The following is a 26,131-nucleotide window of genomic DNA, read 5'->3' as shown; positions in this document are numbered from 1 at the left end:
TCAAATGACACACGAGAAAATTTCACATCTTAGACTTGCTTCCCAAAAATTAGACAAAACAAGTGCTTCATCACCACAGGAAATTGTCAGACATCTTGGTGCTATGCAGGCTCAGGATTATGCCATGGCAAAATGGGCGATTGGCTCCCGATGTGATTCCACTGAAAAACAAATAGAAGAAGCTATAAATTCAGGAAAAATAATCCGGACTCATATTCTTCGTCCAACCTGGCATTTTGTTGCTGCTGATGATATTCATTGGATGCTGGATGTTTCAGGACCTCAGGTCAAACGTATGATTCTTGCTGAAACCAAAAAATATAGTTGTGACGAAAAGGAATTTGACAAGATTAACTCAGCAATAGAAAAAATACTGGCTGGCAACAATCATTTAACACGTGAGGAAATCATACAGGAACTTACTATCAAAAAGTTTTCCGGCGATTACAAATTAAGTCCTGTTCTGATCATGATGTATGCAGAATTAGATGGTGTGGTTTGCAACGGCAAAATGAAAGGCAAACAAATGACATACGCCTTACTGGAAGAAAGGGTTCCAAAGCCTCAATCCAGACTGACAAAAGAAGAAGGTCTGGCTAAACTGGCAAAACGTTATTTTGAAAGTCACGGCCCGGCAACACTACTTGATTTTTCGTGGTGGTCAGGTTTTTCGGTTACAACTTGCAAAAACATTATTAATGCAACAGAACTGCAACTAAATAGCTTTACCATTGATAATCAAACGTATTGGTTCGGAAAAGAATATTCGAATACAGATAAATTCCGCGAAAGCGTACATTTCTTAGCTGCTTTTGATGAGTATTTAATTTCATATAAAAACCGGGAATCTTCGATTTTATTAGAACATCAGCCAAAAGCTTTTACCAAAAACGGCATTTTTAAACCCACAATTGTAGAAAACGGAAAAGTAATCGGAACCTGGAAAAGAACCATCAAAAAAGATCATGTCAAAATTGAAACAGACTTTTTTAATGAAACTGAAAGTCATAAAAAAGAAGTTCTTTTTGAAGGAATCAAATCATTTGAAAAGTATCTGGAAACGAAAATTGCAATTGAATAAAACTTAAAAACACCTAAATCTATTTACCCTTAAACCACGAAATTGACTTTTGTAATTGTCATTGCAATTGATTTATTACATTTACAAAAAATTACAATTATGGTATTAAGCAGATTTTGGTTAACGATTTTTATTTCTTCGATTGTGTTTATTGTGGTGAGTTTATTTACTGCCAATACGTATACTATTGATTCTGTTTTGAATGGAAAGAAAGATGACCCGATTTTGGTTTCAGAAAAATACGTTGAACAACTTCCCGCTTTCATCAAAGACAGCATTAAAACTGCTCCGGAACAGACTATGATTGTCAATCGTGACACGCTAAATGCCGACACGACTTATGTTTATAAAAACAAAACAGTAAAAATTTACAGCGGCCTTCAAAAATCAGATGGTTTATTGCCAACCTGTAAAAACACTCTGGTTGATTTAATTCTGCCATTGATTGCCTATCTGGCTTTCTTCTGTGGATTGATGGAACTTTTAATTGTTTCGGGAGCTTCCGGAAATTTAGCTAAAGTATTGAGTCCCGTTTTTGTAAAAGTATTTCCAAGCATTCCTAAAAATCACCCTTCGATATCCTACATGACCTTAAATTTTGCTGCCAATTTCTTAGGATTAGATTCAGCTGCAACACCTTTCGGCCTTAAAGCCATGGAGAGTTTACAGGAAATAAACCCAGAAAAAGACAAAGCGAGTGACGCACAGATTATGTTTATGTGTCTTCACGCTTCGGGCTTAACCTTAATTGCAACTTCGATTATTGGTTATCGTGCGGCTGCAAATGCCAGTAACCCAGCTGATGTGATGCTGCCTTGTATTATTACTTCATTCATTGGGACGATTGCTGCTTTCCTGATTGTAGGTGTGAAACAAAAAATCAATTTTAAAAGTGCTTCGCTGCTTATTGGCTTGATGACTTTAATTGCGGCTATTATTGGATTACTGATGTATGTGAACCATCTGGATTTAATTGGTAAAAACTATTTTACGTCTAATCTTTCTGGATTAATATTAATTGCAATTATCGCTTTCACTTTGATCTTTTCATTTATCCATGAGAAGAAATTCAAAGAAGCTGAAACGACTGTTTTTGACACTTTTGTAGTAGGAGCAAACAATGGTGTTAAAACCGGAGTGACTATTTTTCCTTATGTTTTGGGAATGTTGGTTGCCATTTCACTGTTCAGAAACAGCGGTTTGTTCGAAATCATCAGTGATGCCATTGGATTTATCTTTTCGAATATGGGGGTAAGCAAAGAAATCACGAATGCGCTGCCTGTTGCGATGTTGCGTCCTTTCAGCTCTGCAGGATCCAGAGGATTTTTAATTGATTCGATGAATACTTTTGGCGCCGATTCTTTAACTGCCAGATTGAGCAGTATTTTCCAGTGCAGTGCCGAAAGTACGTTTTATGTAATTGCGGTTTACTTTGGTTCGGTAAATATCAAGAATACCCGTTACGCTTTGGGTACCATGCTTTTGGTAGATTTGATTTGCGTGATTACGGCTATTTTTGTGGCGACGTGGTTTTTTTAAAATTTGACGGTTTTAAATATGAAAATTAAATATCTTTTCATTTTATTTCTTCTGGCAAGCTGTCAAGAACAGAAAAAAAATCTAATTGCAGATGTAAGTTCTGTTGAAGCAACAGAAATTCATCCCATTGCAGATAAAAGAGAAACCGAAGAAAAAACATTACGAACAGATACCATTTTACTTTCAAATGAAAAAAATGCCGAATTCACCCATATACTGGCAAATTTGACAGAACTGAAAGCAGATAAAGACAGTATTTTAACCTCTAAATTCAGGCTTGATTTTTATAAGGATAAAACCAAAATCGCCTCTTCCAGAATCACAATTACCAATTACGAAAAAGGTGCTGGATGGGGCGGTTCATCCGGTTTAACAAATTTATCAGGAAAAAATTCTTCTTTTATACAAATCGGTTTTGGGTATCCTGCCTGCGGATATACACATGAAAATTATTTGTATTATCTGAAAAAACACGATTTACAACTTGTTCATCAGTGGCAGTCGATGTCAGACAGCGGCTGGGGAACGTGGACAGAATTTTTAAGCGATGCATCAGCAGAAGAGGATCCCAAAACTTTTTATTGCAAAACGGTTTCATTTGAACCCGGAGATGATGAAAATGAAGATTCCGGAATTGTAACCTATACGGATTCCATTTTATTTTCAATGAAAGGAAATCGCTGGAAAAAGAAATTGCTTTCAGCAAAAGACAAACCTTATTTTGAGAAAAAGATGAGCTTCAATGCGTTTCATAATCAACAATAAAGTTGCTAAACGTATATAATTCAAATTCTTTCTTAGGTAAATAATTTTTAACTTTGCCAAAAACCTAAGAAATGATTGATTTTATATACCAGGATCCTTATCCTATCTTAAAAGACGAGACACAATACCGCAAAATTTCTTCAGATTTTGTAAAAGTAGAACAATTTGGAGAACGTGAAGTTTTAACTGTTGATCCAAAAGGATTAGAGTTATTGGCCGAAGAAGCCCTGACAGATGTTTCGTTTATGTTAAGAACGACACATTTGCAAAAACTTAGAAACATTCTGGATGATCCGGAAGCAACAGATAATGATCGTTTTGTTGCTTACAATTTACTTCAAAATGCTTCGGTTGCTGCCGAAGGACAATTACCAAGTTGCCAGGATACCGGAACAGCAATCGTTATGGCCAAAAAAGGCGAAAGCATTTTTACCGGAGTTGATGATGCTGAATGGTTAAGCAAAGGAATTTTCAACACCTACCAAAAACGCAATTTAAGATATTCGCAGATTGTACCGATTTCGATGTTTGAAGAAAAAAATTCAGGCTCGAATCTTCCGGCACAAATTGATATTTATGCTAAAAAAGGAACTTCATATGAATTTTTATTCATGGCAAAAGGAGGCGGATCTGCCAATAAAACCTATTTATACCAACAAACAAAATCATTACTGAATGATAAATCTCTTGATGCTTTCATTCGTGCAAAAATCAAAGATTTAGGAACTTCAGCCTGTCCGCCTTACCATTTGGCTTTGGTAATCGGCGGAACTTCTGCGGAAGCGAATCTGGCTACGGTTAAAAAAGCATCTGCAGGTTATTTCGACAATCTCCCTACTTCAGGAAATATGGCCGGCCAGGCGTTCCGGGATTTAGAATGGGAAGAACGTGTTCAGAAAATCTGTCAGGAAAGTGAAATTGGAGCTCAGTTTGGCGGAAAATATTTCACGCATGATGTTCGTGTCATCCGTTTGCCGCGTCACGCAGCTTCCTGCCCGGTTGGATTGGGAGTTTCCTGTTCTGCAGACCGAAATATCAAAGGAAAAATCACCAAAGACGGAATCTTCGTTGAACAGCTAGAAGTAAATCCGAAACAGTTTTTACCGGAAACCGCTCCACATTTAGAAGCTCCGGTTGAAATTGATTTAGATCAGCCAATGGCGGATATTTTAGCAAAATTATCCCAATACCCAATCAAAACCCGTTTGAAATTAAACGGAACTGTTATTGTAGCCCGTGATATTGCACACGCAAAAATTAAAGAATTATTAGATGCCGGACAGCCAATGCCGGAATATTTCAAAAATCATCCGGTATATTACGCCGGACCTGCAAAAACTCCTGAAGGAATGGCTTCGGGAAGTTTTGGACCAACAACTGCCGGACGTATGGACGTTTATGTAGATGAATTCCAGAAACATGGCGGAAGTATGATCATGCTGGCAAAAGGAAACCGAACCAAACAAGTTACGGATGCCTGCAACAAATATGGCGGATTTTATTTGGGCTCTATCGGAGGTCCGGCTGCTATTCTGGCTCAGGATAACATCCTGAAAGTAGAAGTGGTTGATTTTGAAGAATTAGGAATGGAAGCGGTTCGAAAAATCACCGTAAAAGATTTCCCTGCTTTCATAATTACAGACGATAAAGGGAATGATTTCTTTGAGAATCTGTAACTTTTGAAATAATTTAAAATACCGTAAATTCATCATTTTAATTTTTGAATTTACGGTATTTTCATTTTACAACTATGAATCAATTACTTACTATATTTAATTCTGTCCTCCCTATTTCAGAAGAAGAACAAAACTTCATGAAACAGCACTTGTTTATTGAAACATTGAAAAAAGGAGAAAAATACTGTGAACAGGGCAAAGTCTGTAGAAAAATTGGTTTTGTTCTCGAAGGTGTTTTAAGAGTCGTTAAAACAGATTCGGAAGGAAATGAGTTTATACCCTATTTTACAAGTGAAGGTCATTTTGCAGTAGCGATGGAAAGCTTTACCAATAAAATTCCTTCTGATGAATCGGTTGAAGCCTTAACAAACTGCTCTGTGGCGACTATAACAAGTGAGGCTTTTGACTTATTTGAAAAAGAGGTCACGAATTTTTCAAAGATTATTCATCTTCTAAAAGAAAAAGCATTTCTTGAAAAATATAAAATGAAAAGCGAAATGCTGATGGATGATGCCGAAACTAAATACGCCAAACTCCTGCAGAGACAGCCATCCATCATTCGGCGGATACCCCAAAAACAGATTGCATTATTTCTGGGCATAACGCCACATACTTTAAGCAGGCTCAGAGCAAAAGTTTGATTTCTTGCCTTATGTCAACTTTTTTGTTTTTTCTTCACTCTACTTTTGCTACTGTAAAACAGTAAAGAAATGAGCAAAGTAAAAAATAAGGTAACCGTTGTTACCGGAGCATCAAAAGGAATTGGTGCCGAAATTGCATTAGAAATGGCAAAAGAAGGCGCAAAAGTTGTAGTTAATTATTTATCCGATAAAAATGCTGCTGAAACTTTAACAGCAGCCATTATTAAAAACGGAGGCACAGCCATAACCATTCAGGCCGATGTGACTAAAAGTAAAGATGTCCAAAAATTATTTGAAGAAACACACAAAACTTTCGGAAAAATTGACACCCTGATTAATAATGCAGGAGTTTACAAATTTGAGCCTTTGGAAATGGTTACCGAAGAAGAATTCCGCCGTCAGTTCGACAATAATGTTTTGGGAACTATTTTACCGATTCAGGAAGCTTTAAAATACTTTAATGAAAATGGCGGGAGCATTGTTAATATCAGTTCAGTTGCCAGCATCAAAGCGACTCCGATGACTGTAGTCTATTCTGCTACAAAAAGTGCTGTTGATTCGATTACCAGAACATTATCAAAAGAACTGAGCGGAAAAAAAATCCGTGTTAATTCTATATTGCCCGGCCCAACTGAAACAGCAGGTAATCCGGTTTTAGGAACCGAAATGGAACAATACATAGTAGCTAATACGCCGTTTGGAAGAGTGGGTCAGCCAAAAGACATTTCAAAACTTTCTGTTTTTCTGGCCTCTGATGATGCTTCCTGGATTACAGGCCAAAAAATAAGTGTTTCAGGAGGGTTTGATTGATTTCAGATATTAGAGTATTAAAAGTTCACAGATTCATCAAATCATATGAATCTGTGGAATCTTAATTTATATGCATTTCAGGAATTTCTCCCTCAATTATCAAATCAGCTTCGGTTGAAGCGATGATGTGCTCGACTGACACACCTGGCGCTCGTTCTAAGAGCTTAAAACCTTTTTCTGTTACTTCTAGAACAGCCAGTTCCGTTACGACCTTTTTAACACATCCTACGCCTGTTAATGGTAAAGTACATTTTTTAAGGATTTTGGATTCACCTGCTTTATTGACGTGCATCATGGCAACGATGATATTTTCTGCGGAAGCTACCAAATCCATGGCTCCTCCCATTCCTTTTACCATTTTGCCCGGAATTTTCCAGTTGGCAATATCACCGTTTTCAGAAACTTCCATAGCCCCCAGAATCGTTAAATCGACTTTCTGGCTGCGGATCATTCCAAAACTAAAAGCCGAATCAAAGAAACTTGCTCCGGGAAGCGTGGTAATCGTCTGCTTTCCTGCGTTAATAATATCAGCATCTTCTTCTCCAGCAAAAGGGAAAGGTCCCATTCCTAAAACCCCATTCTCACTTTGAAAATCAACTGAAATATCTTCTCTTACGTAATTCGCTACCAATGTCGGAATCCCGATTCCAAGATTGACAAAATAACGGTCTTTTACTTCTTTTGCAATTCTCTTTGCTATATCTTCTTTACTAAGTCCCATATTTAAAATGTATCAATTGTCAATTTGATAATTAGATAATTTTAAAACGCTCGTAAAGAATTATCTAATTGACAAATTATCTCATTATCTAATTCTTCTGTCTTACTGTTCGTTGCTCAATACGCTTCTCAAACTTTTCTCCCTGAAAAATACGCTGCACCATAATTCCGGGAATGTGAATTTGATTTGGATCCAAAGTTCCAACGGGAACTAATTCTTCAACCTCTGCTATCGTAATTTTTGCTGCTCCGGCCATACAGGCATTGAAGTTTCTGGCGGTTCCTTTGAAAACCAGGTTTCCGGCTTCGTCACCTTTCCATGCTTTTACAATGGCAAAATCAGCGTTGAAGGCTTCTTCCATAATGTGCATTTTACCGTTGAATTCACGTACTTCTTTTCCTTCGGCAACTTCGGTTCCATAACCTGCAGGTGTAAAGAAAGCGGGAATTCCGGCCTGAGCGGCTCGACATCTTTCTGCTAAAGTTCCCTGAGGCGTAAGTTCAACTTCCAGTTCACCCGAAAGCATCTGACGTTCGAATTCTGCATTTTCACCAACGTAAGAGGAAACCATTTTTTTGATTTGTTTTTTCTGAAGAAGCAGTCCCAAACCAAAATCGTCTACACCTGCATTGTTTGAAATACAGGTCAGACCTGATATTTGGGTATTCACTAAAGCTGCAATGGTATTTTCAGGAATTCCGCACAGACCAAAGCCGCCAAACATAATAGTCATGTCATTTTTAATTCCTTCAATTGCATCCAGAACACTATTAACTTTTTTTGTTATCATAACAAATTGTCTTTATTGCTTTATAATAATGATAAAAATAAGATTTTTAGATGGAATTATATCGATTTCGCAAACAATAAAACCTATACAAATCAAAAAAAAATCCTTTTGTATCCATCTCAATTCAAGAGGCTACAAAAGGATATTATATATTCTAAAGTTAAAACTACAGTTCGAACTCTTCTGTATTTTGTTCTGTTTGTGTAGTATCTTTTACAACAGCTGCAGGTCTGGTATAACAATCTACTTTGATTGAAAGATTGGCCGGACGTTCAAACTCTGCTTTTGAAACCTGAAGTGCCGGATCAGCATAACATTTTTTCATGAAATAAGCCCAGACCGGCAATGCAGCGGTTGCTCCCTGTCCGTAAGTCAGACTTTTGAAACGTGCTGAACGGTCTTCGCAGCCAACCCAAACTCCGGTTACCAAATTTGGAACCATACCCATAAACCAACCATCTGACTGGTTTTGTGTTGTTCCTGTTTTCCCTGCAATTGGGTTTGTAAACATATAAGGATAACCTGTCCAGCGATTGTCACCGTTACCTCCGCCCTGCGTACGCAAACGTGCACCCGAACCTGTTTCTGTAACTCCCTGAAGCAACTTGATTACAGCAAACGCAATATCTTTATTTAAAACGTCATGTGACTCAGGAATCGGCTCATAAATAACCTCACCGCTTTTATTCTCAATACGGCTTAAAAACTGAGGTTTTACATACACACCCTGATTAGCGAATGTACTGTAAGCTGCCACCATATCTTCAACTGTAATATCAACAGCTCCCAATGCGATAGAAGGCTGTACCGGAATTTCAGTTTTAACGCCTAATTTTCGTGTTAGTTCTACAACAGCTTCCGGGCTTGTTCTGTCAATTAGTTTTGCAGACACTGTATTAATTGACGCTGCTAAAGCCTGCTTTAAAGTAACCATGCCACGGTATCTGTAATCAGAATTTCTTGGCTCCCAGTCTTCTGTTACGTGATGGCGTCCTTTGTGAATCATGAAAGGTCCGTCTAAAATAGAATCACAAGGTGACATGTTTAATTGCTCAATAGCCGTAGCATAAACAAAAGGCTTGAAAGTAGACCCTACCTGTCTTGCCCCCTGTCCTACGTGATCGTATTGGAAATATTTATAATTGATTCCGCCAACCCATGCCTTAATAGCTCCTGTCTGAGGCTCCATAGCCATTAAACCTGACTGTAAAAAGTGTTTGTAATAGCGAATAGAATCCATTGGTGTCATCGTAGTATCGCGTTCTCCTTTCCAGGTAAAGACTCTCATTTTTGTTTTTACCTTAAAAGAGGCTATAATATCATCTTCACTCTTGTCCATTTCTTTCATCTGAGCCCAACGAACAGAATTCTTCATGGCCTGCATCATGATTCTGTCGGTTTCAGCCTGCGTAATATTTACGAAAGGCGCATTTTTATTGGTTTTCATCTCAATAAAAAACTGCTGTTGAAGATTTTTCATATGCTCTGCAACCGCTTCTTCAGCATGAGCCTGCATTCTTGAATCGATTGTTGTATAAATTCTCAGACCGTCTTTGTAAATGTCATAATCAGATCCGTCTGGTTTTTTATTGTCTGCCATCCATTTCTTCATGTAATCACGAAGATATTCTCTAAAATAAGTCGCCATTCCTTCACGGTGACTTTCTAATTTAAATTTCAAAGCTATTGGCAATGCTTTGTATTTATCTTTTTGTGATTCTGTAATCATCTTGGCTTTTACCATTTGCCCCAATACTACATCACGTCGGTTTTTAACTCCTTCAGGATTACGTAAAGGATTGTAAAGAGATGAATTATTAAACATTCCAACTAAAATGGCTGATTCGTCTATAGTTAAGTCTTTTGGCTCTTTGGAAAAATAGGTTTGAGCTGCTGAGCTTACCCCTACAGCATAATTTCCAAAATCATAAACGTTGCAGTACATCGCTAAAATTTCATTTTTGGTATATTGTCTTTCCAGACGGATCGCAATAATCCACTCTTTTATTTTTTGTACTATTCTAAACGGCAGAAAGCTGGAACCTCCACGATGAAATAACTGTTTTGCCAATTGCTGTGTTATTGTACTTGCTCCTCCATTTGTACCAAGGGAAAAAGCAGCACGTAAAGTTCCACGACCATCAATACCTGAATGTTCATAAAAACGGGCGTCTTCTGTAGCAACCAAAGCATCAACGAGATTTTTTGGCAAATCAGAATATTTAAGCTGTGATCTGTTGGTTTTAAAATACTTCCCGATTACAACCCCATCAGAAGAAATAATTTCAGTCGCTAAATTAGAATCCGGATTTTCTAAATCTTCAAAAGAAGGCATTGAACCGAAAAATCCCCATGATGCAAAAAGAAAAAAGGCCAAGACACCTAATAATCCATAAGCAAAGATTCTCCAGAATTTTTTTTGATAGTATTTAATATCCTTTGTACTGTTTGTTTGATTGTTTTTTTTGGCAGCCATAACTATTTCTGATCTTTTTGTTCTATTCTAAAACCTACATCCGTAATACCTTCTAATTCCTGAACTCCCGGAATTTTTCCTGATTGTCTGACGGCTTGTTTGATGTGTACCTTGTATTTGCCTCTAAATTTTACGTTTTCTTTTAAATACAGTTTACTTTCTTTAATATCCGAAAAACCATTTCCTAAAAGTGTTCCGTCAGGATTTGCCATTTGATATTCTAATGTATCAACCTTCGTAAATCCGTTTGGCATTTCAATGGCTACAATTAAAAATAAATTATTGAACGGATAATTGTTGTTGTCCCTCACATTTACAAATAAATCGTATCGTTTTGTGGAGTCTAAAACCGGCAGATCGAAGGTTACAATACTGTCTTTATGCCAGGCACTTCCAACAGATTTGTACTCATCAAATACTCTTTTTTTATCACAAGAAAAAAGAAGTATAGCTGCCAAAAGAAGAATTCCGCTATTTTTTATTCTCATTTTTAGTAATAATTATAGGTTTTCTAGGTTCAGCTGGTTTATTTTCATTTGAATTTTGCTTATTCGGATTGTTTTTATTCGAATTATGCTTTTTCTTATGATTTTGCTTATTTGGGTTGTTTGGTTTATTCGCATTGTTGCCATTATTCGGATTATTATTTCCGGCAGGCTTAGCATTATTGGTATTTTTTTCGTGCTGTGGTTTCTGCGGAGCTCCAACTGTAGCAGCTTCAGCATTTTGTTTGCGCTTGCGGTTTGGTTTTTTCTTCTTTTTAGGCTGGTCAAAACGGGTTAAACTTTCCTGCCCCATTGCGTTATTAAAGTCTTTTTCAGGTTCTGAAGTTACTTCGATAGCGAAATCTTCTAATGAAGAAACCTTATTTTTCTGTTTGTTTTCGGCAATAATTTCTTTTACCTGATCAATTTTCAAAACATGCCAGTTGGCAAAATTGTTCGTGTAAGCAAACCACATTAATCCTTTGAAAATATCCTGTTTCTGGCAGACTGCATCACCTTTTTCTGTAATCAGTTTGGTGTCATAATCCGGAAAATCTTTCAAAGCATCCATATAAGTATCTAACTCGTAGTTTAGGCAGCATTTTAATTTTCCGCATTGTCCTGCTAATTTTTGCGGATTCAAAGATAATTGCTGGTAACGGGCCGCCGATGTATTGACACTTCTGAAATCTGTCAGCCAGGTAGAACAGCAAAGTTCACGACCGCAAGAACCTACTCCGCCTAAACGAGCCGCTTCCTGACGGAAACCAACCTGTTTCATCTCAACTCTTGTACTGAATTCTTTAGCAAAATCCTTAATCAGCATTCTAAAATCAACACGATCGTTTGCTGTGTAATAAAAAGTCGCTTTAGATCCGTCACCCTGAAACTCAATATCCGAAATTTTCATTTCCAGTTTATGCTGAATCGCTAATTCACGTGCACGAACTTTCATAGGTTCTTCACGGTCACGTGCTACAGACCAGATATCAATATCTTTTTGGGATGCTTTTCTGTAAATTTTTGGAACTTCGCTGCTGTCAGGATTTACTCCTTTTTTCTTCATTTGAATTTTTACCAATTCGCCTGTCAAAGTAACAATTCCGATATCATGTCCCGGTGATGCAACAGTTGCTACAATATCACCAATACTTAAAGTTAATTTCTCTGAATTTCTAAAGAATTCCTTGCGTCCGTTCTTGAAACGAACCTCAACACAATCAAAAACTGCCTCTCCATTGGACGGACTCATGTTTGAAAGCCAGTCAAAAACCGTTAATTTATTGCAGCTGTCGGTGCCGCAAGTCCCATTATTTTTACAACCTTTTGGTGCGCCGCCATCTGAGGTTGAACAACTTGTACATGCCATAATTATATATGTAGTGTTGCAAAAAAGCAACTTAAGTTCATAAACGTTTGATCGGTAAAGATAGTATTTTTTTTATTTTGCTTTTTACGGATTGAAACTAAAGGTCTGTTAAATAAAAAAACATACTCCCATATGTAAAAATCCTTTTAAAATTTATCTTCTTTACTTTCTTTACTTTTCATTTAGACAACAATATTTTTCAAAAATTTCTTTTGTGTCTGTTTTGTTCTGTAAAAAGTTATTTTAAATTTTTATGCTGAAATATAATTGTCATTTTTATGTTTTATCTTACAGCATAATTTCGGAAACCCTATTAAACAAGGCTTTCTATTCATTTTTAAAATTTTATTCGAATGCAAACACAAAACCAGATTGAAAATTTCCTTTTTAATGGAAAATTTGACGAGGCCAGAGAATGCCTGAAAAACGGAGAAACCTTTAATGAACAATATCTTAAAAACAATTTTTCTCAAATAGCTGCCAGAATTTTCGAGGCTAAAGAAATTGATTTTATTGACCGGTTCATAAAAGCCGGATATATTGAAACCGATATTTACGAATTAGACAGTTTTGACAAATCTGTTTTTTCATCTTTAATCCGATATTTGAAGGATGACGAAGAATCGATATCTTTCTTTAAAGAGTTAATGTCAAAAATGGATAATTTGAATGATGAGATCAGTGACCAGACTTTGCTGGGATATTTCCTTGAAAAAGGTACTTCTCCAAAAATAGTTAAAGTCCTGATTGACGATTTCGGTGCAAATTCACAATATAAAAACAATGCCGGCGAAAATTTAATCTTTAAAACACTCAACACTTATGGTTTAGATGGAGAGAAAGCAAAAGAATACATCAAATTGCTTCTTGAAAACGGAGTTGACATTAATGAAAAAAACATTGTTGGAACTACACCTCTGTTGGCTGCCGTTCAGAGAAACAAAAAAGAATTAATTCCCTTTTTACTTGAAAATGGTGCAGATCCAAATGAAACGGACAACAAAAACAATACAGCATTTTATTATGCTGTTGCGGAGCAATTCTCTTATGAAATGTACAGTGCACTTGCAGCTGTTTCCTCGCCTGATTTTAATATTGTAAATAAAGACGGAAGGACCTTATTAACTTATTTTATCAGTTCTGTTTCAGGTTCTCCCGGCGATATTCAGTTTTTAGAAAGATTATTGTCTGATGGAGCAGATGTCAATTTTGCTGCTCAATATTACGGCCAGCCTAAGTCGGGAATCGATTTTATTGCCGAAAAGAAATCTGAAATCCTCAAATCGGTTTTAGAGAATGTTTCTCTGGATATAAATGAACAGGACAACCAAGGCAACACCATTTTACATAAAGTCTGTGCCTATAATGTCAATTATGATGCTGAAATGGCAAAAGAAACCTACCGCAAAGTAAAATTACTGATCGATAAGGGTGCAAATATTTCGATTACCAATGACAAAGATGAAACCGCCCTGATGCTGGCCTCAGGTGATAACCTCAAAATTAAAACGGTTGAACTTTTAATGAAACAATAAAACCGATATTACTTTAAAAATTTTATACATGTCAATGTCATTTATAATTGCCTGTGAAAACGGGAATAGAAAAATAGCCGAATTGCTGCTTCAGAATAAAGAAGTCGATGTAAAATATACTGATGAAAGAGGAAGAACAGCCCTTCATTATGCGGCTCACAGAGGATATCTGGATATTGTGAAAATCCTGAATGAACAAGGTGCCGATCTTGATTACGAAGATCATCAGGGAGAAACCCCTTTGTATTTTGCCTGCCTTCAAAAACAAAAGCAAACAGCTTTGTATCTTTTGGAAAACGGAGCTGAAATTTCCAAAAATGATAAATACGGAAACAGCCTTTTACACCTGGTGGTTCAGACTGCACAAATAGAAATTGCAACAAAGTTGCTTGAAGCAGGAACTGATGTCAATTTACTGAATAACAATGGAGAAACTCCTTTATTATTGGCATCTGCTAAATTAAACAGAGAAATTATCCAGTTGCTTTTAGACAAAGGTGCTGCTATTAATATAACTGATAAACAAGGAAATACTCCTCTGCTTTATGCCTGCTACACCAAATCACTCCCAATGGTGACATTACTTTTAGATAATGGTGCCGATGTCAATCACGTCAATCACTCCGGAGAAAATGCACTTTTAATTGCCTGTTATGAAACAAATAGAATGCTGGCCAAATTACTGGTAGAAAGAGGAGCTAATATTTTCACATCTAACAAGAATGGATATTCTCCTGTTTGGTACGCCTGCGCGAATAATCAAAAGGAAATTGTCTCCTTGTTTTTAGAAAATGGCGTCGATGTCAATTACAGCAAACCAGTATCCGGCGATACTTCATCAATGAACGATTATCTGGATTGGGTTGTCAGCGCAACAAATATTTCTAACGAATCAAGTTTTACACTCAACAGTTCTTATACTTATGGTGGGGAAAGTCTGTTGCATGTTGCCACCAAAAAAGGCAATTTAAGCATGGTAAAACTGCTAATCGATGCTGGTGCCAATATCAACATTCAGGACGAATCAGGAAACACGCCTTTACATTACAGTGCTGCAAACGGCAAAAAAGACGTTGTAAAGTATCTTCTCGAAAATAAAGCCGATGCTTCTATTGTGAACGTAAAAGAACAAAAAGCGATTGATTATTCGAATGTAAAAGGCTTTAACGAAATCACAGAACTGATTTTAAAATATGCCCCTTCGGGAACAGTCGTTACCCCGATTCAGAAAAATGATGCTCCGCTCACAGATTCCGGTAATTCTATGGAAGGAAAAAAGAAAGCCCTTTTGGATTTAAAAGAATTATTGGATGCTGGTATTTTGACCTCAGAAGAGTTTGAAAGTGAAAAGAGTAAAATTCTTAAAGGATAATAATTTTTTCAATCATCAATTAAAACCATCATTATGAATAAATCCTTGTTTTGTACAGTTGTAATTTTGATACTAACCGGAATTGTGAGCTGCAATAAACCTAAAACCGACAATCAATCAACATCTGTTGTTGATGAATTACCACAAGTTGATGAAACTATTGAAAATAGTCCGAAAACAGAAGTAAAAAAAGATTTCACAGATTTTTTACCTGAAGGGCATGTCATGTTTGATACTATATTTGGTGATTTAAACAAAGACAATCAAGAAGATTGCGTTCTTATTATCAAGGGAACAGATAAAAACAAAATAATCACACATGAGTATCGTGGTCAACTTGATCGTAACCGAAGAGGTATCATTGTCCTTTTAAACGAAAATGGCAACTATCAGCTGGCTACAAAAAATTATGATTGCTTTTCTTCTGAAAATGAAGACGGCGGTGTCTATTATGCTCCTGAATTATCAGTCGAAGTAAGCAAAGGAAAGTTGTTTGTAAATTATGGCCATGGAAGATATGGATACTGGTCCTACACATTCAGGTACCAAAACAACGGTTTTGCACTTATTGGTTACGACGCAAGTCACAACCGTGGTCCGGTTACGGAAACTCAAGTGAGTATCAATTATCTAACGAGGCAAAAGATTGTAAATCATAATACTAATGAGAATGCTGATGATGGAGAAGAGATTTTTGAAAAGACTCTAACGAAAATCAAAAAAACCAAATTGACCTTATTATCTGAAATTAAAGATTTTGATGAACTGGATATTTCAGAAGATTAATATTTTTAAAAAGATAAGCCCTGTATTTGTATTACCAAAACAGGGCTTATTTATTTTCTAAAATGAATTTGTTATTTTTAAATAATTGAAATTAATAACAGGCTAAATAGAACTAACTTATAATTTTATATATTTTATCTGACAACCTGATCCTGAACGGAACTTCAAAAGTAACTTTATCCCCTATTTTAGCAGATGAAGTTTCAGTTCCGTTTACAATTAATTTTTCTAAAACCAATTCCTGTTCCCCTGTTGTGGGTCCGGAAATTAAGATTTTATCTCCTGCGCTCAATTCGTTATTTTCAACCGTAAATTGTCCAACTTTCGCTTTAACATAATAGTGTTCTGCTTTTCCAAGCAATACTTTTTTGATTTTTACTTTCTGACGAATATCAGCAGACTTTTGTGCAGCCGCCAAAGCAGTATCAGTAAGTTCACCTGAATGTTTGAATTTCAGATTATCTGATTTTCCTTTTCTGAAGACTTTATTTCCTACTTGTTTACCGGCTCTCAATCTTACCTGATCCACCAAAGGCATATTTACCACTTCCATACACTCTGAAGAACAACAGTTTTGCATAGCCGATTTACATTCATCACACTGAATGAACAATAAATGGCATCCGTCGTTTTCACAATTGGTGTGATTGTCACATGGTTTACCGCACTGATGGCATTGCGAAATAATATCATCTGTAATTCTTTCCCCCAGACGATTATCAAATACAAAGTTTTTACCAATAAACTTGCTTTCTAAACCTTCTTCTTTAAGTTGTTTTGCATAATTGATAATTCCTCCTTCTAACTGGTAAACATTTTTAAAACCCTGATGTTTGAAGTACGCACTAGCTTTTTCACAGCGAATTCCGCCTGTACAATACATCACAAGGTTCTTATCGTCTTTGTGATCTTTAAGCTGTTCGTTGATTATGGGTAAACTTTCCCTGAAAGTTTCAACATCGGGAGTAATGGCACCTTTAAAATGCCCAACTTCACTTTCGTAGTGGTTTCTAAAATCGACTACGATTGTATTTGGATCATCAAGGATTTCGTTGAATGCTGCGGCTTTTAAGTGAACGCCAATATTAGTTACATCAAAAGTCTCGTCGTTAAGTCCGTCTGCAACGATTTTATCACGAACTTTAATGGTCAGTTTTAAAAACGAATGATCATCGTGTTCTACTGCTTCGTTTAAACGTATGCCTTTCATAAAATCGTAAACTTCAAGAGTTGCTCTAAAAGCTTCCAAATTTTCTTCGGGAATACTCATTTGAGCATTTATTCCTTCGGTGGCAACGTAAATCCGGCCTAAAGCATCTAGCTTATTCCAGGCTACAAATAAATCATCGCGAAATTTTTTGGGATCTTGAATTTTGGCATACGCATAAAAAGACAACGTTAGTCGTTGTTTACCGGCATCATCAATCATGATGGCTCTTTCTTCTGCGCTTAAGGTGTTGTACAGTTGCATGCTATAAACAGTTTAAGTTGAGAAATTATTTTGAAGGCGCAAAGTTAAGAAAAAAGGTTCTAAGTGACAAAGCTTCTGAGTTTCTAAGCTTTTAAAATTGCTGAAAACTTAAAGTTCTTAGTGTTTTGATTTTTTTAGCCCGGATGGAAACGGCATCCTTTTGTGCCGGGGTTCGGCACAAAAGATATAGTGGACAGCCGGATTAGCTTCAAATAAAAAAGACTGCCTAAAAACAGACAGTCTCATTTATACCTAGCAGCTTAAAAAATTAACAAAACTCATTAAAAGCATCCTGCAAATTCTCAGCAATCATTTCAGCAGGACGACCTTCGATGTGGTGACGCTCTAACATGTGAACCAATTCTCCGTTTTTGAACAAGGCCATAGATGGCGATGATGGAGGAAAAGGGAACATGTGTTGCCTTGCAGCATCAACAGCTTCTTTGTCAACACCTGCAAAAACAGTGATTAAATGATCCGGTTTTTTTGCTCCCTGTAAACTCATTTTTGCTCCCGGACGCGCATTTCTTGCAGCACAACCGCAAACAGAGTTTACAACTACTAATGTGGTACCTTCAGCTTTGATAGCATTCTCAACAGCCTCAGCACTATGTAAATCTTGAAAACCGGCAGCTGTTAATTCAGCCTCCATTGGTTTTACCATTTCTTGTGGATACATATTTTTTATTTTTAAATTTTACTTTTGAAATGCAAAGTTACAAAGTTTAGCGGCAACTACTTAATTTGAAGTATAAAGTTTTGTTATAGTTCGATTGATTAAAGTCGAAAGATTGAAAGTCATAAGGTTGAAAGTCAAAATTGTTTTTAAAACAAAAATCTAAATAAAGCCTTTATAAATGGTACTTTAGGACACTTCCAAATTACTTTTAAATCTTCCGTCAAATTAGTTTCTTCATCCAGAAATTTAAATATCAAAGCTGGATTTCCTTTTTTGAATAGAGAGGAAAAAATCATGCTTCCTAATTCATTGCTGCGATGGAGAATATCCAAAAGCAATAAATCGTAATACCAAAACCGGTTTTTTTTATGAAATGATTTCATATCTGTTGATGAGCTCCCAATCTGAAGAAAATCCACCAAAGCAGAAGATTTCTTATCCGAATTTTTAAAGGTATAACCTGTACTCGCCTTTGTCCATCCGCCGGCAGTTCCAATGTTTAGAACGCGTTTTGTATTTCTTTTCCAGAAAGGAAAACAAGTCATCGGTATACTTCCCTGTTCTTTTTCCAGAATTTCAAATTGTTCTGCTCCAAGTTTTTTAAGATAAAGCTGAATTTCGTTTTCATATTCTTCTTTCGCAAGCAATTTTTCCGAAAACAAAGTATATTCTACCAAAGCTTCTGTTTTTGAGGCTGGCAAAACATACATGAAACGCGTATTCTCCTTTTGCTCAACAGAAAAATCCATGAAAGTTGCCTGTTCCGGATTGAAAACATCCTTTTCAGTTTTTACAAACCATCCCACAAAATGCTGCTGTAAAACAGGATATTCGGTTTGGTTTTCAACAAAATTTTTAGAGTAAATACTATTGAATAAGTAATCACAAGTATATCTGTTCTCTTCGGTTCCGACAAAAACATGTGTTTCGAGTTCATTAATATCGGTTACTTTTTCGTTTAGAAAAGTAATTTTGGAATGTTTCGAAATTTCATCCAAAACAAAGTTGTAGAAATCTAATCCCCGAATTTGATTGTATTGATAAGGCTTTAAGTCTAGATTACGTCTGAAATCTTCATTAGCAAATAATGCCGAATCCCATTTTTTAGAAATAACAGAATCCCATAAAGTTTGATTTTCAGACCAAAAACACCAGGTTCGATCATTAGTTTTCTTTGCATTTTCATCCAATAATAAAACCGATTTGTCAGTGAATTTTCCGGATTGAATCATTTTGTAAATAGTCATCAAGGCAGATAAACCTGTTCCGGTAAAAATATAATCGAAATGTTGGATCTGTGAGGAATTCATTCTCAAAAATAAGGAATTTATCCTTTGAGTTTTTCCAAAAGCATTTTAAAATCCTTCGGGCTCAAATAATTCGAATATTGAAAGATAATTTCATTCTTCTCATTCAAAACACATAAAACCGGATAAGTAATTTGATTGCTCATAGTACCTAATTGTAAAGCCAGTTCATGAACACCAACATTGTTTCCGGCTGGTTTGTATTTAAAGGTTTGATTGTGGAATGTGATATCCCGTTTTTCTTCGGCATTAAAATCAATAAAATAGAAGTTTGAGTTTAGTCTTTCGATAATTTCCTGATTTTTAAAAGTTGTGCTTTTCATTCTTTGGCAAAACTGGCACCAGTCGGTATGAATGAAAACGATGATTCTTCGCTTCTGAATCTGCTGCAAACTATCAATTGCTTCAAATGAACGACTTCCCGACTGGCAAAATCCGGATGAAGTAATTCCGAAGAAAACAATAAACAGAAATAGCTTTTTCATATTTTCTTTGTACAGATTCCAAAAATGTAAATTATCTAAACGTATATCGCAATCCCCAAAACCCTCGAATGGTCTGATTTTGACCATACACATAAGTCGTATCAAACGACAGTCCATCGGGGTTTTTATCAAAAGGATCATCAGCTCCTGAAATCAGGAATGGATTATTTTGCATTGGCGTAAAATTAAGCAGGTTCTTGATTCCGCCATAAATCTCAAAATTCTTCCATCCCGAATACGTAAACTGAATATTCTGAATGCTGTACCAAGGCGATTCCGGACTTCTTGGATCTGTTTCACTTAACAAAGGCAGTTTCATCGGACTGTATAAATTTCCGGTATAGTCTAAAGACAGATTCCAAGGTTGGATTTTATAGGAAACACTCCAGGTTCCGGTGAAATTCTCGGTTAGAAAAGGTCTTTGCGAAATGCCGTTTTCGACATTTTTATTATCAAGAAGCGTTGCACCCAGAATAAATTTCAACCCCGAAGGAAAATTTAAATCAACATTCGTGCTGATTCCCTGACTTATCGCGTAGCCGTCGATATTGTTGTAAAGAATCTTATTTGGGTCACTTTCATAATCCGAAATAATTTTGTTGCTAAATCTCGTGTAAAAAGCAGTTGTTTCAATTCCCATAAAAGTCCCGTTTCCGAAATTGATTTTCTGAATATAATTCAAATTCACGTTTACCGATTTCTCTGGTTTTAAATCACTTTCAATCACTACATCCCGTGACCCTGAAAGAGCCGCATGATCTTCGGTAAAAAGATTCACAACTCTAAAACCGGTTCCGGCATTTAATCTGAAAATCGTGTTTTCATTCGCTTTAAACCGGTATGCAAATCTCGGCGTGAAAATAGAACCGTGAATCGAGTTGTAATCATACCGCATTCCCAGCAAAACCTGACTTTTCGGTGAAAAGGTAATTTCGTCCTGAACAAAAACTCCCGGAAGCCAGGTATTTTCAGGTTCTCCGGTGGCAGGTGTGTTATCGTCGTAATACGTATATCGGCCTGCTATGCCTCCCAATAAATCATGTTGCCCATTTTTTTTATCCCAGGTCAATTGCAAAAAACCAATTTTCTGATTGGCGATATATGAGGTTGTGCCGTACCGGCTGTCCTGATAATGGACATTTCCTGAGAACGAAAGCATCAGTTTTTCTTCAAAAGGCAATTGGTAACTCCCAATCAGTTCGGCTCTTTTGGTATAAATACTTTCTCCATAAATTTCGTCACCTCCCCGGAATTGCTTTTCCCAACGAGTATCTCCGCCCCAGCGGTCTTCATACATTCCGCGCACAGCAACCGTAAAAAGTCGATTATTATTTCTGGCAAAACTCCATTTATTAAAAAGCGAAATCCTCTCTGAAAGCGTTACATCAGTAAAATTATCATGATCTTTATCTATCACCTGATCATAGTTGAAATAATTTAAACCTATGATTGATGTAGCTTTTTTGCCCAAATTGAATTTAGTTCCTAAATCGAGATTGCTTTCAAAATAAGAAGTTGCAAAATAATCGGCTGAAAAAACCGGAGCATTAGTTGGATTTTTGGTAATGATATTGATCAGACCGCCAACTGCTTCACTTCCATAAAGCGATGAAGCCGGGCCTTTTACAATTTCAATTCGTTCTACCAAAGAATTCGGAATTCCGCTCAGACCGTAAACTGTCGAAAGGCTGCTGACAATTGGCATTCCGTCTATCATCACCAAAGTATACGGGCCTTCAAGCCCGTTAATGTGAATATCGCCTGTATTACAAACCCCGCAATTGAGTTGTGGACGCACGCCGTTGATGTTTTGAAGTGCATCATAAATACTGGGTGTTGGGTTTTTCTTGAAGAAAACCGGTGAATAAACTTCAACAGGGACGGCACTTTCTAAACGTTTTACTGCTTTTAAAGTTCCGGAAACTACTACTTCGTTTAATTCATTGTTATCTTCTTTTAATTCAAAATCAAGATGTATATCTTCATTATTAACAGCAATTTTTTGGTTTATCGTTTTCAATCCAGTCGAAGTTACCTGAATTTTATAGTTCCCCTCCATAATATTTTCCAGCTTGTAAAATCCTAAACTATCAGCTTCGGTTTTAATATTTGTATTTAAAAGTTTAATCACAATTTGTTTTGTTTCCAAGGCATCAGAAGTGACTTTTCCGGAAATCGTTTGTGAAAAGGTGGCTTTTGCCGAAATTAAAAATAATATCGAAAATAAATATTTCATTATTGTAAAATTAAATTTAGACAAATCTAAAAATTAAATTTGACAAACAATTACTTTAAAACTCAATTTTTCAAACTCAATAGATTTAATGTGTTATAAATTCGTTTTAATACTGTTGGAAGTTCTTTTAACTACCTTAATCAAAATCTTCCTCAATAAGATCTTTATTGATTACAGCTCCGGCAAAAGATCCTGTCGAAACTGCAATTGCCACAGAACGCATTTGAGTAGTAGCATCTCCACTTGCGTAAATACCGGGAACGGTTGTCTTTTGCATAAAATCTACTTTTATCAATCCTTGTTCATTGAGTTCACAGCCTAATGCTTCAGGCAAATGACAATGCTGCTCGAAAGGTGGTCTTGCGTAAATTGCTTTTACATCTATTTTTTCCTGATTTTTGAAGATAATCTGCTTAATCTGACCGCTATTATGTTCTAAAGATTCTATCTCTTGTTCTAAAATACTAATACCATGTTTTTCTAAACTTTTAGTTTGTTCCAAAGTCAGAGTTGATTTTCCATTGGTACATAATCTCAAATCTTTTGTCCAGTTCGAAATCAGTTTCGCATATTCATAACCCATTTCTCCATTGGCAATAATGGCCGTTTTTTCGTATTTAACTTCATAGCCATGACAATACGGGCAATGCAAAACCGAAATTCCCCAGCAATCTGAGAAACCTTTTATTTCGGGAAGCAAATCTTTTACACCGGTAGCAAACAGAATTTTTCTTGCTGTGAAGAGGTCACCTGATTCGGTTGTAATTTCGAAACCATTCTCCGTTTGCAAGGCTTTTACAGCTAATCCATTGTAAAACTGAACTGTTTTATAAAATTCCAATTGTAGTCTGGCTTTCGCCGAAATAGCAGCTGGCTTTTCTCCATCAAGTGTTATGAAATTATGAGAATGCGGTGTTTGTCTGTTACAGGGTAAACCACTGTCAATAATTAAAACCTGACGCAAAGAACGCCCTAAACTCATTGCTGCAGATAAACCACTGTAACTTCCTCCAATAATAATTATATCAAAATTGTCTTTTTTCATAATCCTTAGATTTAATGATTCTGTTTTTTATGCCATTTGTAGTTCATTAAATGACCGATAATCATTCCAATTCCTCCAAAATAAATCAAATGCAAATGAAAATCCAGAAATAATTCACTTAAGATACTAATCCAAATTAAAGTCATTGAAACAGTTAAAACAGCAGAAATTAATATATTTGATTTTTGAATAATTTTTGAAACTGCAAATGTTCCGAAAAACGCAAAAACTAAATCGATAAAAGGATTGTGACTCAAACCCAAAGGAAGAATAGTCAGCATTGGAAAAATCAAACAATGCACCAGACAAATTGCTGCACTGGAAATTCCTAAAATATCATAAAAATTAGTCGTGGTTTTCTTCATTTTTTAATACATTTGTTAATGCAACTTTATTGCAAATATATGGATTTTTATTTAATCGCAACATTGTTGCGATATTTTTTAATTTTTTGGAATAAATGAAAACAACACGTAATACTACAGCAAAGACAGCCGTTTTAGAGGTTTTTGAGAAATCTAAAACAGCCTTATCTCATACAGAAATACAGAAACAATTAAATGGCATTTGTGATCGAGTAACTATTTACAGAATTTTGGATCGATTGATGAATGACGATATTATCCATAAAATTTCGAATTTAGACGGTACTGTAAAATATGCAAAATGCAATCATTCACATCAGCGGGTACACATACATAATCATGCCCATTTTAGCTGTGAAAACTGTCATGAAATTACTTGTCTTGAAAATGTCAAACCAAGTTATATTATGCCTCATAATTATAAAGTAAAAGAAATCAACTTTACCTTATCCGGTTTATGCCCAAATTGTTTAAATTCGAACATTTAACTTTTAGACAAGACTAAAAATATTGTTGCTCTAATGTAATTTTTCTATATATTTGGGAAATCAATATATTACGAATGACAAAATCATTAGAAGAAGTAAACCAATCGGTTTTTACAGAACATAAAAAAACAGGTTTCAGAAAAATACTAGCCTTTTTAGGGCCCGCTTATTTAGTAAGTGTCGGTTATATGGATCCCGGGAACTGGGCTACTGATATTGCAGGCGGAAGTCAGTTTGGATATGCGTTAGTATGGGTTTTACTGATGAGTAATATAATGGCTTTGCTTTTACAGAGTTTAAGCGCCCGGCTCGGAATTGTAACACAACGTGATCTTGCCCAGGCTTCGAGAGAAACCTATTCAAAACCAATCAACTACATTTTATATTTTCTGGCTGAAATTGCGATTGCAGCCTGCGATTTGGCAGAGGTTCTTGGAATGGCGATTGGAATTAATCTGCTTTTTGGGATTCCGTTACTTGAAGCTGTTTTAATTACCGTTTTAGACACATTTTTGTTGCTTTTCCTTATTAATAAAGGAATTCGCAAAATGGAAGCCTTCATTATTGCTTTGGTTGCCATTATTGGATTTTCTTTTATCTTCGAAATGATTTTTGCTGAACCTGAAATGCATAAGGTTTTAGAAGGATTGATTCCTTCTATTCCAAATTCAGCTGCTTTATATATCGCCATTGGAATTATTGGTGCAACGGTTATGCCGCACAATCTTTACTTACACTCTTCTTTGGTCCAAACCCGAAAATTCGACAGAACTCCAGCCGGAATCAAACAAGCGTTGAAGTACAACTTCATCGATTCGACAATTGCCTTAAATCTTGCTTTTTTTGTAAATGCTGCGATTTTGATTCTGGCCGCTGCTACTTTTCACAAAAACGGAATGTATGAAGTGGCAGAGATTCAGGATGCGCATAAATTTCTGGAACCGCTTTTAGGCACTAAATGGGCTCCTGCTTTGTTTGCGATTGCCTTAATTGCTGCGGGACAAAGTTCAACCGTAACCGGTACATTGGCCGGACAAATCGTAATGGAAGGTTATCTGCATTTCAGAATACAGCCCTGGGTTCGCCGAATCATTACGCGTTTAATTGCGATCATTCCTGCTGTTATTGTAATTTTAATTTATGGAGAAAGTGTCACAGGAAAACTATTGATTTTAAGTCAGGTGATTTTGAGCCTTCAGTTAGGATTCGCTATCATTCCGCTGATTCATTTTGTGAGCGATAAATCGAAAATGAACGGTTTTCATATCTCTAAACTTACACAAGTTGTTTCATGGATTATTGCTTCGATTATTGTTTCGCTAAATGCCAAATTAGTTTACGATGAAATTACTTCATGGCTTGAAAGCTCAGAAAACCCAATTGTTTTATGGCTTACCGTAGTTCCATTAGCCTTAGGTCTTTTGGCGTTACTGCTTTACATTGTTTTTAAACCTTTTATTGCCAAAGTCAAATCAAAAACATTAAATCATTCGCCACACAATCTTCAGCTTCAATTCACGCCCAAGGAAAGTCAAAGTATTAAAAACATTGCTGTTTCTGTAGATTTCTCGAATGCGGACAGTGCTGCTTTGAATAAAGCTTTTGAACTAGGAGGACTACAAGCTCAATATACATTGATTCATATTGTAGAAACTGTCGGCGCTTTGATGTATGGCACTGACACACACGATCATGAAACCACAATTGATGAAAAATTGTTATTAGAGTATAAAGAAATGCTTTCTCAAAAAGGATTCAGCATCCAAACGGAATTAGGTTTCGGAAAACCAAACAAAGTCATTCCGAAAATCATAAACGAAGGCAATTTTGATATTCTAGTAATGGGAACCCATGGCCACACTGGACTAAAAGATATTTTATTTGGAACAACAGTAGACAAATTGAGACATAAAATTTCAATACCTTTGTTGATTGTTAAATAGAAGTACTAAGCTGCTGAGATGCTAAGATTCTAAGGTTTTTTCCAATCTTTGAGCTTAGAAACTTGG

General features: G+C 36.1%; 23 protein-coding genes. 11 read left to right on the top strand and 12 right to left on the bottom strand.

The window, feature by feature from the left end:
* The first annotated feature begins 4 nt into the window (after window positions 1–4).
* The 6 genes from GXM16_RS20125 to GXM16_RS20100 all read left to right on the top strand — a co-directional run bounded on the left by GXM16_RS20125 (window position 5) and on the right by GXM16_RS20100 (window position 6,512).
* Window positions 5–1,081 carry a winged helix DNA-binding domain-containing protein gene (locus GXM16_RS20125; RefSeq protein ID WP_163396292.1) on the top strand — a complete coding sequence of 359 codons (1,077 nt, stop codon included), beginning with the start codon at window positions 5–7 and terminating at the stop codon, window positions 1,079–1,081.
* A gap of 99 nt (window positions 1,082–1,180) precedes the next feature.
* Entirely contained in the window at window positions 1,181–2,620 is a 1,440-nt protein-coding gene (locus GXM16_RS20120; RefSeq protein WP_163396291.1) for a nucleoside recognition domain-containing protein, read from the top strand.
* An 18-nt stretch (window positions 2,621–2,638) separates the two neighbouring features.
* Complete coding sequence (locus tag GXM16_RS20115) at window positions 2,639–3,385, top strand: hypothetical protein (protein WP_163396290.1); 747 nt, start codon at window positions 2,639–2,641, stop codon at window positions 3,383–3,385.
* A gap of 71 nt (window positions 3,386–3,456) precedes the next feature.
* A complete protein-coding gene (locus GXM16_RS20110; RefSeq protein WP_163396289.1) occupies window positions 3,457–5,061 on the top strand; it encodes a fumarate hydratase in 1,605 nt (534 codons plus the stop codon).
* Between the two features lie 74 nt (window positions 5,062–5,135).
* Window positions 5,136–5,702, top strand: a complete 567-nt coding sequence (locus GXM16_RS20105; RefSeq protein ID WP_163396288.1) for a Crp/Fnr family transcriptional regulator — start codon at window positions 5,136–5,138, stop codon at window positions 5,700–5,702.
* A gap of 69 nt (window positions 5,703–5,771) precedes the next feature.
* Entirely contained in the window at window positions 5,772–6,512 is a 741-nt protein-coding gene (locus GXM16_RS20100) for an SDR family NAD(P)-dependent oxidoreductase (protein ID WP_163396287.1), read from the top strand.
* A gap of 61 nt (window positions 6,513–6,573) precedes the next feature.
* On the opposite strand, the gene GXM16_RS20095 is transcribed toward GXM16_RS20100, so the two are convergent.
* From GXM16_RS20095 to GXM16_RS20075, 5 genes are all read right to left on the bottom strand, one after another.
* Entirely contained in the window at window positions 6,574–7,233 is a 660-nt protein-coding gene (locus GXM16_RS20095; RefSeq protein ID WP_163396286.1) for a CoA transferase subunit B, read from the bottom strand.
* Window positions 7,234–7,321: 88 nt separating this feature from the next.
* Window positions 7,322–8,023: a CoA transferase subunit A gene (locus GXM16_RS20090; protein WP_163396285.1), complete on the bottom strand. Its 702-nt coding sequence runs from the start codon at window positions 8,021–8,023 to the stop codon at window positions 7,322–7,324.
* 166 nt (window positions 8,024–8,189) lie between these two features.
* Window positions 8,190–10,499: a penicillin-binding protein 1A gene (locus tag GXM16_RS20085; protein ID WP_163396284.1), complete on the bottom strand. Its 2,310-nt coding sequence runs from the start codon at window positions 10,497–10,499 to the stop codon at window positions 8,190–8,192.
* Between the two features lie 2 nt (window positions 10,500–10,501).
* Complete coding sequence (locus GXM16_RS20080) at window positions 10,502–10,987, bottom strand: gliding motility lipoprotein GldH (RefSeq protein ID WP_163396283.1); 486 nt, start codon at window positions 10,985–10,987, stop codon at window positions 10,502–10,504.
* Window positions 10,971–12,353: a PSP1 domain-containing protein gene (locus tag GXM16_RS20075; RefSeq protein ID WP_163396282.1), complete on the bottom strand. Its 1,383-nt coding sequence runs from the start codon at window positions 12,351–12,353 to the stop codon at window positions 10,971–10,973. The genes GXM16_RS20080 and GXM16_RS20075 overlap by 17 nt, the downstream gene beginning before the upstream one ends.
* Before the next feature lie 353 nt (window positions 12,354–12,706).
* Between GXM16_RS20075 and GXM16_RS20070 the strand changes: the two genes are divergently transcribed.
* The 3 genes from GXM16_RS20070 to GXM16_RS20060 are packed head-to-tail and all read left to right on the top strand — an operon-like array spanning window position 12,707 to window position 16,046.
* Window positions 12,707–13,888: an ankyrin repeat domain-containing protein gene (locus GXM16_RS20070; RefSeq protein WP_163396281.1), complete on the top strand. Its 1,182-nt coding sequence runs from the start codon at window positions 12,707–12,709 to the stop codon at window positions 13,886–13,888.
* 34 nt (window positions 13,889–13,922) lie between these two features.
* Complete coding sequence (locus GXM16_RS20065) at window positions 13,923–15,260, top strand: ankyrin repeat domain-containing protein (protein ID WP_229684400.1); 1,338 nt, start codon at window positions 13,923–13,925, stop codon at window positions 15,258–15,260.
* Between the two features lie 33 nt (window positions 15,261–15,293).
* Complete coding sequence (locus GXM16_RS20060) at window positions 15,294–16,046, top strand: hypothetical protein (RefSeq protein ID WP_163396279.1); 753 nt, start codon at window positions 15,294–15,296, stop codon at window positions 16,044–16,046.
* A 112-nt stretch (window positions 16,047–16,158) separates the two neighbouring features.
* Here the strand turns inward: GXM16_RS20060 and trhO are convergent, their stop codons facing one another.
* The 7 genes from trhO to GXM16_RS20025 form a co-directional block, all read right to left on the bottom strand.
* Window positions 16,159–17,517, bottom strand: coding sequence for an oxygen-dependent tRNA uridine(34) hydroxylase TrhO (gene trhO / locus GXM16_RS20055; RefSeq protein ID WP_163396278.1), 1,359 nt, complete (start codon window positions 17,515–17,517; stop codon window positions 16,159–16,161).
* A 268-nt stretch (window positions 17,518–17,785) separates the two neighbouring features.
* On the bottom strand, window positions 17,786–18,196 hold the full coding sequence (locus GXM16_RS20050; protein ID WP_163396277.1) for a BrxA/BrxB family bacilliredoxin: 411 nt from the start codon (window positions 18,194–18,196) through the stop codon (window positions 17,786–17,788).
* A 146-nt stretch (window positions 18,197–18,342) separates the two neighbouring features.
* Window positions 18,343–19,506 carry a lycopene cyclase family protein gene (locus tag GXM16_RS20045; protein ID WP_163396276.1) on the bottom strand — a complete coding sequence of 388 codons (1,164 nt, stop codon included), beginning with the start codon at window positions 19,504–19,506 and terminating at the stop codon, window positions 18,343–18,345.
* Between the two features lie 17 nt (window positions 19,507–19,523).
* Entirely contained in the window at window positions 19,524–19,988 is a 465-nt protein-coding gene (locus GXM16_RS20040; RefSeq protein ID WP_163396275.1) for a thioredoxin family protein, read from the bottom strand.
* Between the two features lie 31 nt (window positions 19,989–20,019).
* The gene (locus GXM16_RS20035) at window positions 20,020–22,224 is read right to left on the bottom strand and encodes a TonB-dependent receptor (protein WP_163396274.1); all 2,205 of its coding nucleotides are present in this window, start codon (window positions 22,222–22,224) and stop codon (window positions 20,020–20,022) included.
* Between the two features lie 136 nt (window positions 22,225–22,360).
* Window positions 22,361–23,269, bottom strand: a complete 909-nt coding sequence (locus GXM16_RS20030; protein WP_163396273.1) for an NAD(P)/FAD-dependent oxidoreductase — start codon at window positions 23,267–23,269, stop codon at window positions 22,361–22,363.
* 11 nt (window positions 23,270–23,280) lie between these two features.
* Entirely contained in the window at window positions 23,281–23,634 is a 354-nt protein-coding gene (locus GXM16_RS20025) for a MerC domain-containing protein (RefSeq protein ID WP_163396272.1), read from the bottom strand.
* Window positions 23,635–23,729: 95 nt separating this feature from the next.
* Here GXM16_RS20025 and GXM16_RS20020 point away from each other — a divergent pair, with 95 nt between their 5' ends.
* Together GXM16_RS20020 and GXM16_RS20015 are read left to right on the top strand one after the other, a co-directional pair.
* Window positions 23,730–24,122 carry a Fur family transcriptional regulator gene (locus GXM16_RS20020; RefSeq protein ID WP_163396271.1) on the top strand — a complete coding sequence of 131 codons (393 nt, stop codon included), beginning with the start codon at window positions 23,730–23,732 and terminating at the stop codon, window positions 24,120–24,122.
* Between the two features lie 74 nt (window positions 24,123–24,196).
* Window positions 24,197–26,065 (top strand): Nramp family divalent metal transporter, encoded by a 1,869-nt coding sequence (locus GXM16_RS20015; RefSeq protein ID WP_163396270.1) that lies wholly within the window; start codon window positions 24,197–24,199, stop codon window positions 26,063–26,065.
* Window positions 26,066–26,131 lie beyond the last annotated feature (66 nt).

Source organism: Flavobacterium limi, assembly GCF_010645075.1.
Lineage (GTDB): Bacteria > Bacteroidota > Bacteroidia > Flavobacteriales > Flavobacteriaceae > Flavobacterium > Flavobacterium limi.
This window is presented reverse-complemented; position numbering and strand designations above follow the sequence as displayed.